Here is a 12713-nt window from a genome sequence, read left to right as displayed (position 1 = left end):
TTATTCCTCCTCATAATTATTTTGGTTTTGTGTTACATTCCCATGAGACAAGAGCATCCCTAAAATCTCCTCCAGCGAGATGGATACCCCACCGGGCCAACAGATTGCTTTGCCGTCGGTATAGGGCTTGCAGAAATCCCTGCTTTCGATCAGTGTGGCAAAGGCAGGTTCTTTGATTCTGTGCTCCAGTTCCAGCAGGACGGTATGCCCGCTCTCCAGCGTAATTCCAAAGGTGTCTCCATCAAACGCCTCTACACGGACAATTCTTGACTGCTCCATTGCAGTTTGTTCAGATAGCATTTCCATAGCCACCTCCTCGTCTAAACACACGATTCGTAAAAGGTTAAAGTCTACTATAATCTGTGTATAATTTTACCATGCCATAAAATCAAAAGTGGCGAGAGTAACAAAATTGTTACTCTCGCCACAAGTATTATGGTTCCTAACCCAACGGGTGGTGTTGATTATTTCAAAATCCTATTCTCTCTCAAAGCAGTACCCCTCACCACGAGACCATGCAATTCGATAACCACTGCTCTTGATTTTGTCCCGCAGACGGTTAATTGTCGTTTTCAGTGTATTGCTGTTGCCCAACATGGGATGCTTCCACACCTTTTCATACAGATATTCCGCACTGATAAAACGCTCCTCGTTCTGTACGAAAATCAGCAGCAAGGCAAATTCCTTCTGGGATAGCAGCAAATCAGCGCCGTCAAGGGTTGCCTCATCAGCCGTCACATCAAGGCGGAGCCTGCCCTTGTGGATATGCTCCGGCACCTGCTGTGCACGGCGGAGCAGTGCTTCCACCCGTGCCAGCAGCACTCCAAAGTCATAAGGCTTGGGAAGGTAATCGTCGCCCCCCGCCGTAAGCCCCCGCACAATATCCTCCGGGGTGGTCAGTCCGGTCAGGAGCAGCACCGGTACTTGTGAATACTTTCTAAATTCTGCCATAAAATCCAGACCGCTCCCGTCTGGCAGCATAATGTCCAGCACAAACAGATCAGGCATCCGTGCCTGAACGGCGCTTCGGGCCTCTGCAAGGGTCAGTGCCGTGATAACCTCATAGCCCCGCCGTTTAAGCATACGCTCATTGCCCTGCATAATCTGCTCGTTGTCCTCCACCAGTAAAATCCGTTTCATACTCCTTCACCTCCATACTGTCCTTCATAAGTGGGAATGGCAAGAGTTACGATTGTGCCGCTTCCGGGTTCGCTTTCAATCCAAATTCGACCGCCGTGGGACTCCACAATAGCCTTACAAAGATACAGGCCAAAGCCTGTACCACCGGCAGAGATGCCCCGCTCAAACACATGGGGCAGTAGCTCGGCAGAAATGCCCGCACCAGTATCCGTTACCGTAATCAGAATCTCATGCCCGGCTTTTTCTGCATTTAAAGTGATCTCGCCCTGCTGGGTGTAGGCACCTGCGTTTTGCAGGAGATTTGCTACCACCTGCGCCAGCAGATCCGCATTGCCGAACACGGTCAGCCCTCCCGCAATTTCCGAAGTCAGGGTATTACCCCCCTTTTGCAGATGCAGGGTGAACATTTCCGTACTGCTGCGCAGCAGGGTGGAGAAATCCACCGCCTGCTTGTCTGTGTTTTCGCTCATGGCGGCCAGCGTCAGCGTCCCGCCTACCATGCGAGCCAGCCGCATAATCTCCCTCTGGGCGTTTTGGAGCAGCTCCGCTGCCTCCCCATCCTTTACCGCTTCACCCATGTCCTCTAAAATTTCTGCCACCGTCTGAATGTTCACCGAAATAACGGTCAGTGGCGTGCGCATTTCGTGGGAGGTATTGGACAGAAATTCTGTTTTCGCACGGCTGGCCCTCTCCAGGATATGGTTTTGTTCGTCAAGCCGTTTTTGCTGCTCGTTATAGAGCTTAAAGTGGAGATAGAGCATTGTACCAAGCACAGCGCTGACCGACACAAACCCCACCATCACATCTGCGAGCAAGTCTGGCTCCGTGTCCCAAGCATTGACCAAGTGAGGATAGCGAAAGGCAATCATGCAAATGGCAAGGTATAGGAGAATTTCGAGAGCTGACATCACAATGGCCCTTTTCCCCTCCAACATCAGGATAGTAAAGGCCACCGCAAATACAAAAAAACTGGGCATCCCACTATGGTATCCCCCCGCCGAGAAGAACATGATCGGGAAGAGCACCAGAAAAATGGCGACAATCGTGATGAAATAGCACAGCTGGTACCGACCGGTGCGCCGGGAATAGCAGAGCAAGGCGTAGGAGAGGGCGGCTGAAATGAAATTAGCCATGATATTTCCAGCCCCTGTTTTTATTGCAATGCCAACCAGAGCCATAGCCAAGCTGATGACGGTTCCGCCCATGGCCAGTACATTAAACAACCGTACCCGAAAATCGAGACCGGTGCCAAAAAATGTGCTGATAAATTGTGTTAGCCGATTTTTCATATTCTCACCTGCCATAATTTTATTCTGCAAAGGACAGCGAATTTCATCGCTTTTTCTTTCTCCTGCGCAAATCCGCAGGCCTTTCGGCGACTGCGGGAATAAGCCAAAGGTTTCCTTTTTTCACAGCGTCTGGGATGCGTCCATCCACAAGATGATAGGTAATAGAGCGGGTGGAGACACCCCACTTCTGTGCAGCTTCTTTGACCGTTATGTAATCCATATGCTTCACCTGTTTTCATGGGAATAATAGATGAATACATTATACTTCTTTTCGCGGAAGAATGCAAAGCACTTGTTTTTGTATTTTGACATTTGTCCAAGGGATGTGTTTGAGTTTATAGAAAATGATGATAGCTATTCAAATCTGCTTGTAGCACTCCATAATTTATAGAGCAGACCGACTCTATAAAAAGAGTTGGTCTGCTCTTTTTCGCCTACATACCAAGTATAGTCCAAATATAGAGCGGAGCAGTCAAGGTAAACACCAAGCAAGCAAAAAGAATTGCCGGAGCTGCCCACTCAAACTGACCTGATTTTCGATAATCAAAATACGAAAGCCCCAATTTGGCAAAGAAAAACACTGCCAAAATAAGGTCAATTGCAGGGAACACCACCTTGTTTACTACGGTTTTAATCTGCCCTGAGGCATCGTTCCAAGTGCTTTCAATGGCCCCTGCAACATCGCCTGTTCCTGCTGCAAATGCGGTAGTGCTGCAAAACAGGCAAAAGAGAAGGGCCACCACAAGAACAGTTGCTAACTTTTTATGATTCTTCATACATTGTATCCACCTTTCTTTCAATAGCAAAAGCCTTGCATGGTGGGAGCTTCTGCTGCTCTCATCTGTAAGGCTTCACTTATTTCTATAGCTTTTGGTTCTGACTGAAATTTCAAGTCACCACGATAACCGATTTTTAAGCTGCTGAATTCTTCTGCAAGAGACTTCTGCTCGGCAGAGCATCGGCTATCTATTTCTTGATTCCACTTTACCCACTCACCATTTTGATATCGTGGGGTAAGCTCTAAGATCACATACTCATCGGGCTGAAATTTAGGATATCGCTTTGGTAGCCCATCTACTCCAATATATAAGCCACCCTCATTCATAACAGTCAGTTCCATGAGTCTGAGCGTATTCTCTACAGAACTACAAAACCAACATTCTTTGTCATGAAATTTTCGGATTCTTCCATCTGCCAATATCTGTGGCAGATTTTCTTTTTTAGTGTAGTGATACAGTACCTCGGGTGGTGATGTAATGCGTTCGTATGCCATTTTTTCCTCCTGTTTTAAGGCTGCAAGGGACCAATATGCCAATCCTGCCAAAGTGATCCACGGATTGTTAAACTGTCTGTGAGATTTGCAGACAGCATTCCCGCAGGAGTCCATCCATCAATGAGCCAAGTGTTCACCTCATATTTTCCGTCCGGCATCCAAATCGGTGAGAAATGTGTCCGATTCTTATAGGTGGAGTAGTTATTCTTCTGAAATTCAAATCTACCGCCACCCATACGCTCTAACAAGCGCCAATAGGTTTGGTAGTTAAACTCTGGGAAATAGCTGACACTGTTCTGTGGCTGTGTAACAGCCGCGCTTTGGTTAGTACGAATACTGCCAGTTGCAGTCTGATTAATGCCATAGCCCGATTTCATTACACGACCATTTGCTGTTGGATTTTTGTCATCGCACTTGATGCTCATAGATGAGGTGAGGCTTGCATAATAGCGGCCTAAATCGAACTCCCACCACCCATGATCACACCAAAATCCGTCCTCATCATCACCGTGCCAAACCCAATATTCCTGCCACCACGGGTCCCATACCGTCCAATCGGCTCGGTCTTTTTCTGCCCTTTGTGGAACAGATTCTTGCTTGAAACTGTCGTTGCGGTCATCGGCAACAGGGTTTGGAGGTGGGTTTTTATCAAGGTCAATAATCTTACAGTTGATGGTGGTCTTGTCTGTACCGCCGGGGCCACGAATAGATACATGAATCACCATATCCTGCTCCGTAGCAGGTGTTGTCCATTTTACCCATGCCAACTGTGAATCGCCCTCGGGGTAATAGACATTGCCCACATTATAGGTTTTACCGCCAATATTGAAGCTGACTCTTGTAGGTGTGTCGGGATCAGACTGCCCACCACTAACAGTTACTGCGGTGATAACCTCGGTGTTTACCCTGTACTCGTAATCATAAGCAGAAACAACAGGAGGCTCTGGTTGCTCTGTAAAACGTACAACACCAAGCCCAAGGGAGGATTTGATGTCTGCATTAGAAGCTGCCTTGGTGGTACTTCCTCCCCAAGCCGGGTAGCCTAAATCCGATACCTCCAAAAACATGGCAAGAGGCAGATTCTTATGAGACAGCGACACCATGCGTTTTCGCAGAAGACCCCCGACCTGTTCATCATACATGGCGGCCTCAGTAGCAGTCGTGGCTATCATGACTCCTTCAAATTTGTAAAACGCTAAAGGTTCAAGAAGTAGCTTATACTTGCCACCGATTAACACATCGTAGTCCATGCCTGTAATATCAGCAATTCTTTTAATTGTATATTCGGAGCAAAAATATTTCTTAATTGCTTCGATGTTATTACTCCCATTTGTACTTACAATTCGTGGCATTGGCTGCACGGGATTAACAAATGCATACGCACTTTGACTTGGCGTTAATCCTGCTCCACCATTATAGCTTAGTTTACTTACTTTCCCAAAATGAACCCGAACATTAGTCGGTGATTTGTTTGTTAAATCAATGGGTGTTGTCACGGGTGAATGGTTTTCTGCTTTTACTACCGTTACTCGTACACCATCATTGCCCGGAGACCACACGTTAGAGCTGGTGCCTTCACCCATACCACCCCCTCCTGCATCAATATTTCCATCCCCGACTGCAAAGGCAGGAACAGAAAAACAGCAAGCTAAGACAAGAGGAAGGCACATTGCAATCAATTGTTTTTTCATTGAGATTCCTTTCCGCAAAGAAAAAATGCACCGCTTTTGCAGTGCATTTCCTTTACTTGATATATTCTATTCTCCCATGATACCGACCTGCTTGTTGATGTCACCATCACCATCAACGACAGTTCCTTGTCCTTCACCGATGTCATCTATCCAACCGAAGCCCGGCACATAAATCTGACCATCTTTTTTATCTCCGCCTTGAGGCTGATTATCGGTCTTAGGTGATGTAACAGGTTTTTCAACCTTATCGTGATCCTGCGGTTTGTCATTTTCGGTTACCTTATCACCCTTGGGCTTTTGATCTGGATTTTTCAGTTCTTCTTCAGTATAGTTAGGCTTTTCTGATGTATTCGGCTGAATGGTCTGCTCGGTACCTTTGTCCACACCGTTTGCAGATTCAGATTCCTGTGGGATTTGGATAGGCGGTACCGTAATACCATCCTCTTTTTCTGTGATATCAGGGGTATCCACCACCACATCTTGGGAGCTGCTGCTCTGAGACGGGATGTCTACATCCTGAATGGGGACTGTTCTAAACTGTCCTGCGATTGCCACCACGAGGACAGCACTTAGGGCAAAACCTCCGGCAATAAAAAGCCATTTCTTTGTTTTTTCATTCATATTCTTCATAAGGGGTTTCCTCCGTTCTTTTTTTGTTAAGCCACACATTACCATAGAAAGTAAGTAATAGCTACTGAAAGATTCCAAGTTATCAGAAACTTAAAATTTAGGGGTATAACCGGCGCTGTTTTTCACCTTAATTCGCATGGGCGGCAGAAGCTTTCCTCCAAAGGATACAGGAACTTCAAGCATAATAGAACTGTCTACTTGAAATCTGTAACCCTCACGATCTGATGTGGCAAGGGGTGCGTTTTCGATATTAACATCAAGATTCCATATTCGAAACTGAACTTCGGTGGTATCGCTTGCAGATTTGACATGGTATCCGTTTTCCACGGATAAGCCAAGTATTGTATCCATTTTAGCATAAATATCGCCGTAATCCAACGATTCTTCAAAGTCATCGGACAGTGGCTGATACCCACCTGAATATCCCTCACGCACTCCGTGGTAGACATCATCATAATTTTCGGTGACTGTTGCAATGACAGCATCTTGCAGAGCATCACGAACACCCTCGGCAACAATCATCAAACGAAAGTATTCTGAAATGCCTGTAAAAATCATCACCAAAACAAGAGTAATGGCAACGGCTAAAGGATAACCGTTGCCACGATTGTTTTTTATGGGTTTCAATAATTTTTCTATCATTTTTCTCCTTTCCACGAGGTTTTGTCGCAGGCACATTGGTTTGGATTTGCACAGATTGGGTGTGCGAATTGCCAGTGGCGGCTCGCCACTCATTTCCAATATACCTCGCTTTTTCCCATTGCCTCACCACGCAGGGTTACGGGGAATGAGCCGATGTCACCAAATAGTCCAATATCCATTTGGTAGGTTACCACCACAGTGATTTCCTCGTTAAGCTGAATCTTGCCTGTGCGTGACCAGTCCACATCGGGGTCAATCCCTGTCTTTTCAACAAGGATTTCCTCTCGTCTTGCTGTTTCTGAACCGACTCTGCCTGCAATCTCTGCTTCACGCATAAGCTCAGTGGCAAAGGTATCCACCTTTTGCTTTGCAATGTAGGCTGGGAATACCTTAACCGCAAGTGCCACAACAAGCATGGCACACAAGACAAGCACGACCACATCAATGTATCCCTCACCACGGTTGTTTTTCAGTGGTTTTAGTAGTTTTTGCATACTGCCACCTCCTACAGCATTCCGCCAAGAGAGCGGATAATTTCGAAGATGATAACCACCATGTACATCATGAGGAAGCACATAAGCATTAAAAAGCTGAACACTCGGATTTTCGGTGGGATTTTCATCGCTTCAGCTTTTAAGCGTTGCAGTTCCAACTGCTTCATATCGTGCGATAGCATTTGAAAATACATACTGCCGTCATCACCACGAAGCACTCCGATGAGTCCTCTAATAATATCGGAAAGCATAGGCGAGTTGAGCCTTGACTCAAATCTGGTGAGTGCTGCCTCATAGCTGCTTGAACGCATATCAGCAGTTACAATATCCAGTTCCTTGGCAAAGTCCTCACCGGCATTTTTCTTATAATGGTCAAGCATGGAGAGGACATCTCGGCTTGCTTTTAGCTCTTGGGTGATGGTAGCAACAAACCTCGGCAGTTCCACTTCAATTTTTTCTCGCTTTGCTGCGAGCTTTTCACCTGCTTTGCGTATTTCCTTGAAGTAAACAATCACCGCAAGGAACAGCACTACCGGAGCAAGAAGAGGAAAAACAAGCAGACAAGGGATTACCGCCAGTGCAATCAATCCTGCTTTCAGTATGGCATAGGCTGTAAATTCCTCCGGTGTTTCTTTCATGCCTGCGGCCGATAGGGTGTGCTGCATACGGATTTTTTTATACTCGTCCATAGGCAGATATTTCGCAAGTTTCACCGACCACGCAGTGATCATTGCATCTACGGATTTTGCTTTTTCGCCTGTTTGCTTGGTTGCGGTGAGCATTGCTTTGCCTGTGGCAAGGCTGGGTAGTTTCAGCACATCGGCAAGGACGAAGAACAATCCCAAACCGAAGAATGTGCCAAAGAGTAAAATTAAAAGTTGCATCTTGAACCTCCTATCTTCGGTATTCGATTGGCTGTGTCAGCTTTACCACAAATGCCATTGATACAAACATAATCACAAAGCAAATTGCAAGAACAATCTGCCCCGGCACAGTATGCATCAAGGTGTGGTACCAATCCTTGTTGAGAAAATACAGCAAGGGAATGTTGCAGAGCATCAGCACCTGCATGGAGATAAACTCCTTTCGTGGACCGAACACCAAGTTTTCAAGCTCCCCATTTACCACCCGCATATCGGATAGCTTTGTGACAACAGGCGTCAATGTACTTTTAAGGCTTCTGTCGTACTGACAGGAAATCATGGCATCGCACCATTCATGGAACACAGCGTTGTCAATCTGATCTCGCATGGCCCTGAGTGCTGCTACAATGTCAGGGTCAATCATCTTAATTCGGTAGGTAAATGCCTTAAACACCGATAGTACTGGAGGGTTAAGATATCCGATGTTTTCCTCCACAGCCGTTACAATATCCTCATTTCTGAGATAAGCGGTGGTAATGATAGAGAGTGCCGTTTCAAGCTCTGCGGAAATGTCCTTTTTAAAGTGGCTTTGGGTTAAGCGCACATACCAAAATGGTAACATCATCATTCCAACCGCAAGGACGGGTACGGCGAAGAAGTTGCCAAAGCCGATAGCAATAGCTGCCCCCACTGAAAAGAGTGCCAGTGAAAACAAACACAGAAAGGGGAACCGCGTACTTCTGCCTGTCACCCTTAAAATCTCTTGTACCTCGGTAATCTCTCGTTTGAAAAAGCCAACCTTTTTACGGTTGGTGCTTTCATTGATTTGTGCCTTTAAACTCTTGGAATTGGACAACAACTTTGAGAACACACCATCTGTAAATTCGGTTGGTGTAATGGAAAGCAAAATAAAAAAGCCTGTGATCATTCCCACACAGGCAAGGAGTAAAACTATATTCAAGCTGTTTTCACCTCACTTTTTAGATTTTCGATTTGTGCCAAAGGCATACCGTTTTCCAATAGTCGCTTAGAAAGGCTCTCCGAGATAGAGGCTCTTTGCTCATGGTGACCGTCAATGATGAATTTGCCATCTTCCATGCGATTTTCCGTGATGACATATTGGAAAATGGTGCGGTAAACTCTTTCGCCGTTAGGCAGGATTTCACACTCCATAACCTCCATCATGCGGCGCTGTTTATTCTCCAGTTGCTTACAAAACACAATGATAGGATAGGCTTCGGTCACATACTGCATGAGGGTTTCATCGCTCATATCCACGGCTCGTTTGCACAGGGATACCATTCGGCGGTAAGTGGCTTCACAAGAGTTTGCGTGAATGGTGGTCAGCACCGCAATGCCTGTTCGGGCGGCTTCCTGTGCTGCATTTGCTTCAGCTCCACGCATCTCGCCAACCACCGCAATATCAGGATTGAAACGAAGAGCCATGTCAAGTAGCTTGATTTGGTCAATCTTCTGGCTTTCGATTTCACTATCCCTTGTGAGGGTATGGATTACCGAATTTGTCACCTTGCCATTTTGAAAGCGTGTTAGGTCAAGCTCACGGGAACCATTTTCAATGGTGTAAATTCTCTTGTTATCGGGAATTGTGGTTAGCAACCAGCCAAGGACAGTGGTTTTACCGCTGGATGTAGCACCGGCAACGCAGACAGAAATGCCATAGCGAATGAGAGATGACAGGAAGTCAAGTATGGTGCCTGTGGCGGTTCCGGTGTTTACAAAGTCCTCTTTCTTCATGCTCTGTGGGTTTACGATACGAATGGAGGCAGAGATACCCACATCTTCGTCCACAATGGGCGTTTTCATAGCGGCAATACGAATGTTTTTGGAAAGATGTCCAAGGACAACGGGGCTGGCATTATCCAAGACCATTCCCGACACATGGAGCATTCTGCGCACCACATTTATGGCGTGCTCAGGGGAGTCAAAGTGTTCGTCCAGCTTGACATTTCGCCCATCGGAATACTGCACCTCAATGTCCTGCCACGAGTTGATGTCGATTTCTTCAATGTTTTTCCCAAAGATATATTGGGTCAAAAATCCGTACTCTGCCATCTCGGTATAGAGGGCGTCTATCAGTTCATTGCAGGTCATACCCTTAACAGCCATTCGCTTTTCCATGACGAATTTGGAGATATAGCGTTTCATCTGCTCCTTGGCATCCTCAATGGTACTGTCGGTGATGAGCTGGGCATAGTTTTCTGAGATGTATTCCTGTACCTCTTTTAGTACAGATGAGAAGTCCTTACCCTCGCTTTCAGGAGCAAAAAAAATAGAGTGGGTGTTTTTCTTAACGCCCAGCTCTATAGGTACAATATTTTCTTTTTCGGTTGTGATGATTTCTTCGGCTCGTTCCTGCACAACATTAACTTTTGCGTGGAGTTCTTGAGTCTGCAGTGCTTCTGTGATTGCCTTATCCTTGTAAAAGATGGAGTTTCCTCGCTTTTTACCTAACTTCATTAGCCGAATACCTCCTTTACAATTTTTTCAAGCTCACGGCGGAAATCTCTGCTATCTTTTAGGGTTAAATCTGAAAAGAGATTGCCCTCAAGGTACTGCTGTTCCAGTTCTTCAGAATGTGGGAGCTTGAAGCTAAGGCTTCCCATAGCACCGCCCATATGCTCTATGCCATGATTGCTTTTGATATTGGCGGCACATTTATACTGCTTTTCAAAGTCAAGGCCCGCACTTTGCAAGGTGGAAAGCTGACTGGACAGATAGCTGACCGATTTTAGGTCACAGTTTGCAAGACGAAGTACCGCATCGCTTTCGAGAAGTGCCACTGCGGACAGCACATCATTGGCAATATAGCTGCCACAGTCAATGATGATAAATGGTGCAATTTTGCGAAGAGACTCAATCAGCTCTCTTGCCTGCGTTTCTCCGAATGGGGTGTAGCTATATTCGTTCTCACCCTTCAGCATTCCCAAGATAGTCAAATGATCCATCTTTTTGTGGGTAATCATATGGTATTTCACCAAGGATTCATTGACATGAGGGGCGGCAAGAATACTGCCCAAGGACTTCTCACATTCCAAATCCGAGGGTGGACAGATGCAAGGAAGCATGGGTGCTGTCATATCGCACAAAAGCAAGACCACATTTTTTCGCTTGTCAGCAAGATGCTTGGCAAGCTTGGCTGCCACAGTGGTTTTGCCACTGCCGGGACTGCCCCAAACAGCAAGGACACCGCCATGCAAAACCTGTTCCTTGGGTTGTTCTGCCTTATCTGTTTTCTTAAATACGCTGTTTTTCATAAAATTCATTATTCACCCTCGCTTTCTCCAGTCTGCACATTTGTCTCCGGAGCAGGCTGGTTCTCATCCTGCGATACACTTGATTCTGCTGAGATTTCAGGGTGATGCAACTTATTAATCACTTCCTCTTGAATTGCAATAAACTGCTGTGCCTTTTCATTATCACCACGGAACACAAGGGACAAATGGCTCTTGCCCTCGGCTTCCAATTCAGCAAGGATATTGCCCTGTTCAGGAGTGACAAGAAGCGTCACAGTAGAGGGCAATTCTCGCTCATCTTCGCCAGTAGTCTGTTCGCCTGTGTTGGCATCATAGCCACTGGGTGCGGTCACAGAGATTACCTCCACATATTTAAGCTCGGGAGGAATGACCGTCAACCCTTGCTCTCTGAAATCGGCAGCAATGACAGAGACAATATCACCCGACTGTAGCTTGCCGGAAAGACCACCTGCAAAGGTTTTAAGGGTGAGCGAAATTGCTTGCTTTGTGCCATCAAGATTGTAGAGATAGGCATTTTCATAAGCAGGAGTCTGCGACACCTTGGTGTTTAGGATATAGTCACCCACAGCAAAATCTGCGGTTGCGAATGCGCCAATCACAGTTTCTTTGGTCTTGATAATATTTTCGGGCAGGTTATATGCTCCAACCTCTACGGTTTGTACCATATCCTTTGTGATTTCATCGCCTGTCTTAATTTCCTTTGCCACACGGACAATCTCCACCTTTTGACTGATGCTCTGATTGAAAAGCGGTGTAATTCCAAAGCAAATAAGCAGGGACAAGGCAATGCAAAGTATTCCCACTACGGTTCTGTTTTTCATAAATTTCATCATTACAAACCTCCCTTAAAACGATGTAGATGTATACTTTCTTTTCTTGCATTCAGCCACGATTTTCGGCACAAAGGCAAGTGCTGTGGCAATAGGAACGATGACACAAAGTGCCACGATGCTCTTTTTGTTCTTAATTTTTCTCATATGGTTAGTCCTCCTAATTTCATAAAATATGTGGTTAAAAATCCTACGGCTAAAAAAGGAGCAAGAGGCATGGCGTAGTTCCATGCCCCTTGCTTTGTCAGTTTCCTTTTGATTTGTTGAAATATCAGCAGCTCTAAGGTAAATGCGATGATGATTCCGTAAGCAGTAGCAGTAAAACCGATTAGAACACTTACGACAGTAGTCAGCTTAATATCGCCTCCGCCAAGCTGTTCCGGGCAAATCCATGTAGCACACACCCATAGAATAACGGGGATGCCAAGCCCTAAAAGATTTTCGGGATAAAAATCAAGTAGGCTTAAACAGGCAATTCCTATGCAAAGGTATGGGGATATTTCTCTTGTCTGTACATCTTTTACGGCGGCATAAATGAGTAATGCTGTGAACAAAATAGCTTGAATAACGACACTGGACATAGGCA

The 12713-nt window shown here is 45.9% G+C and carries 17 protein-coding genes; all 17 read right to left on the bottom strand.

Annotation, left to right across the window (positions count from 1 at the left end; all coding sequences use genetic code 11):
* The 17 genes from QOS46_RS13630 to QOS46_RS13550 all read right to left on the bottom strand — a co-directional run bounded on the left by QOS46_RS13630 (position 1) and on the right by QOS46_RS13550 (position 12708).
* On the bottom strand, positions 1-306 hold the full coding sequence (locus QOS46_RS13630) for a DUF2442 domain-containing protein (RefSeq protein WP_283610559.1): 306 nt from the start codon (positions 304-306) through the stop codon (positions 1-3).
* 171 nt (positions 307-477) lie between these two features.
* Positions 478-1140 (bottom strand): response regulator transcription factor, encoded by a 663-nt coding sequence (locus tag QOS46_RS13625; RefSeq protein WP_283610557.1) that lies wholly within the window; start codon positions 1138-1140, stop codon positions 478-480.
* Positions 1137-2429: a sensor histidine kinase gene (locus QOS46_RS13620; RefSeq protein ID WP_283610555.1), complete on the bottom strand. Its 1293-nt coding sequence runs from the start codon at positions 2427-2429 to the stop codon at positions 1137-1139. The genes QOS46_RS13625 and QOS46_RS13620 overlap by 4 nt, the downstream gene beginning before the upstream one ends.
* A gap of 43 nt (positions 2430-2472) precedes the next feature.
* A complete protein-coding gene (locus QOS46_RS13615; protein ID WP_283610553.1) occupies positions 2473-2649 on the bottom strand; it encodes a MerR family transcriptional regulator in 177 nt (58 codons plus the stop codon).
* Positions 2650-2863: 214 nt separating this feature from the next.
* Positions 2864-3205, bottom strand: a complete 342-nt coding sequence (locus tag QOS46_RS13610) for a DUF3852 domain-containing protein (protein ID WP_283610551.1) — start codon at positions 3203-3205, stop codon at positions 2864-2866.
* Between the two features lie 20 nt (positions 3206-3225).
* Positions 3226-3702, bottom strand: a complete 477-nt coding sequence (locus QOS46_RS13605; protein ID WP_283610550.1) for a hypothetical protein — start codon at positions 3700-3702, stop codon at positions 3226-3228.
* 14 nt (positions 3703-3716) lie between these two features.
* Positions 3717-5393, bottom strand: coding sequence for a hypothetical protein (locus tag QOS46_RS13600; RefSeq protein WP_283610549.1), 1677 nt, complete (start codon positions 5391-5393; stop codon positions 3717-3719).
* 66 nt (positions 5394-5459) lie between these two features.
* The gene (locus tag QOS46_RS13595) at positions 5460-6023 is read right to left on the bottom strand and encodes a DUF6550 family protein (RefSeq protein WP_283610547.1); all 564 of its coding nucleotides are present in this window, start codon (positions 6021-6023) and stop codon (positions 5460-5462) included.
* A gap of 90 nt (positions 6024-6113) precedes the next feature.
* Positions 6114-6665 carry a hypothetical protein gene (locus QOS46_RS13590; protein ID WP_283610545.1) on the bottom strand — a complete coding sequence of 184 codons (552 nt, stop codon included), beginning with the start codon at positions 6663-6665 and terminating at the stop codon, positions 6114-6116.
* Positions 6666-6754: 89 nt separating this feature from the next.
* Positions 6755-7159 (bottom strand): DUF4320 family protein, encoded by a 405-nt coding sequence (locus QOS46_RS13585; RefSeq protein WP_283610543.1) that lies wholly within the window; start codon positions 7157-7159, stop codon positions 6755-6757.
* A gap of 11 nt (positions 7160-7170) precedes the next feature.
* Complete coding sequence (locus QOS46_RS13580) at positions 7171-8043, bottom strand: secretion protein F (protein ID WP_283610542.1); 873 nt, start codon at positions 8041-8043, stop codon at positions 7171-7173.
* A 10-nt stretch (positions 8044-8053) separates the two neighbouring features.
* The gene (locus tag QOS46_RS13575) at positions 8054-8983 is read right to left on the bottom strand and encodes a type II secretion system F family protein (RefSeq protein ID WP_283610540.1); all 930 of its coding nucleotides are present in this window, start codon (positions 8981-8983) and stop codon (positions 8054-8056) included.
* Positions 8980-10500, bottom strand: coding sequence for a CpaF/VirB11 family protein (locus QOS46_RS13570; RefSeq protein ID WP_283610538.1), 1521 nt, complete (start codon positions 10498-10500; stop codon positions 8980-8982). Before QOS46_RS13570 ends, QOS46_RS13575 begins: the two co-directional genes overlap by 4 nt.
* Positions 10500-11309 (bottom strand): AAA family ATPase, encoded by an 810-nt coding sequence (locus QOS46_RS13565; protein ID WP_408611477.1) that lies wholly within the window; start codon positions 11307-11309, stop codon positions 10500-10502. The genes QOS46_RS13570 and QOS46_RS13565 overlap by 1 nt, the downstream gene beginning before the upstream one ends.
* Positions 11306-12127, bottom strand: coding sequence for a Flp pilus assembly protein CpaB (gene cpaB / locus QOS46_RS13560; protein WP_283610853.1), 822 nt, complete (start codon positions 12125-12127; stop codon positions 11306-11308). Before cpaB ends, QOS46_RS13565 begins: the two co-directional genes overlap by 4 nt.
* A gap of 15 nt (positions 12128-12142) precedes the next feature.
* Positions 12143-12274, bottom strand: a complete 132-nt coding sequence (locus tag QOS46_RS13555) for a hypothetical protein (RefSeq protein ID WP_283610533.1) — start codon at positions 12272-12274, stop codon at positions 12143-12145.
* Entirely contained in the window at positions 12271-12708 is a 438-nt protein-coding gene (locus QOS46_RS13550; protein WP_283610532.1) for a prepilin peptidase, read from the bottom strand. Before QOS46_RS13550 ends, QOS46_RS13555 begins: the two co-directional genes overlap by 4 nt.
* Between the last annotated feature and the right edge of the window lie 5 nt (positions 12709-12713).

Source organism: Faecalispora anaeroviscerum, from assembly GCF_947568225.1.
Classification (GTDB): domain Bacteria; phylum Bacillota; class Clostridia; order Oscillospirales; family Acutalibacteraceae; genus Faecalispora; species Faecalispora anaeroviscerum.
This window is presented reverse-complemented; position numbering and strand designations above follow the sequence as displayed.

What these genes read in the sequence shown, in the direction of transcription:
- QOS46_RS13605 (WP_283610550.1), bottom strand. Translation starts at nt 3,702, where the DNA reads ATGGCATACGAACGCATTACATCACCACCCGAGGTACTGTATCACTAC.
- QOS46_RS13630 (WP_283610559.1), bottom strand. Translation starts at nt 306, where the DNA reads ATGGAAATGCTATCTGAACAAACTGCAATGGAGCAGTCAAGAATTGTC.
- QOS46_RS13555 (WP_283610533.1), bottom strand. Translation starts at nt 12,274, where the DNA reads ATGAGAAAAATTAAGAACAAAAAGAGCATCGTGGCACTTTGTGTCATC.
- QOS46_RS13600 (WP_283610549.1), bottom strand. Translation starts at nt 5,393, where the DNA reads ATGAAAAAACAATTGATTGCAATGTGCCTTCCTCTTGTCTTAGCTTGC.
- cpaB (WP_283610853.1), bottom strand. Translation starts at nt 12,127, where the DNA reads ATGAAATTTATGAAAAACAGAACCGTAGTGGGAATACTTTGCATTGCC.
- QOS46_RS13595 (WP_283610547.1), bottom strand. Translation starts at nt 6,023, where the DNA reads ATGAAGAATATGAATGAAAAAACAAAGAAATGGCTTTTTATTGCCGGA.
- QOS46_RS13625 (WP_283610557.1), bottom strand. Translation starts at nt 1,140, where the DNA reads ATGAAACGGATTTTACTGGTGGAGGACAACGAGCAGATTATGCAGGGC.
- QOS46_RS13590 (WP_283610545.1), bottom strand. Translation starts at nt 6,665, where the DNA reads ATGATAGAAAAATTATTGAAACCCATAAAAAACAATCGTGGCAACGGT.
- QOS46_RS13570 (WP_283610538.1), bottom strand. Translation starts at nt 10,500, where the DNA reads ATGAAGTTAGGTAAAAAGCGAGGAAACTCCATCTTTTACAAGGATAAG.
- QOS46_RS13620 (WP_283610555.1), bottom strand. Translation starts at nt 2,429, where the DNA reads ATGAAAAATCGGCTAACACAATTTATCAGCACATTTTTTGGCACCGGT.
- QOS46_RS13615 (WP_283610553.1), bottom strand. Translation starts at nt 2,649, where the DNA reads ATGGATTACATAACGGTCAAAGAAGCTGCACAGAAGTGGGGTGTCTCC.
- QOS46_RS13580 (WP_283610542.1), bottom strand. Translation starts at nt 8,043, where the DNA reads ATGCAACTTTTAATTTTACTCTTTGGCACATTCTTCGGTTTGGGATTG.
- QOS46_RS13585 (WP_283610543.1), bottom strand. Translation starts at nt 7,159, where the DNA reads ATGCAAAAACTACTAAAACCACTGAAAAACAACCGTGGTGAGGGATAC.
- QOS46_RS13610 (WP_283610551.1), bottom strand. Translation starts at nt 3,205, where the DNA reads ATGAAGAATCATAAAAAGTTAGCAACTGTTCTTGTGGTGGCCCTTCTC.
- QOS46_RS13550 (WP_283610532.1), bottom strand. Translation starts at nt 12,708, where the DNA reads ATGTCCAGTGTCGTTATTCAAGCTATTTTGTTCACAGCATTACTCATT.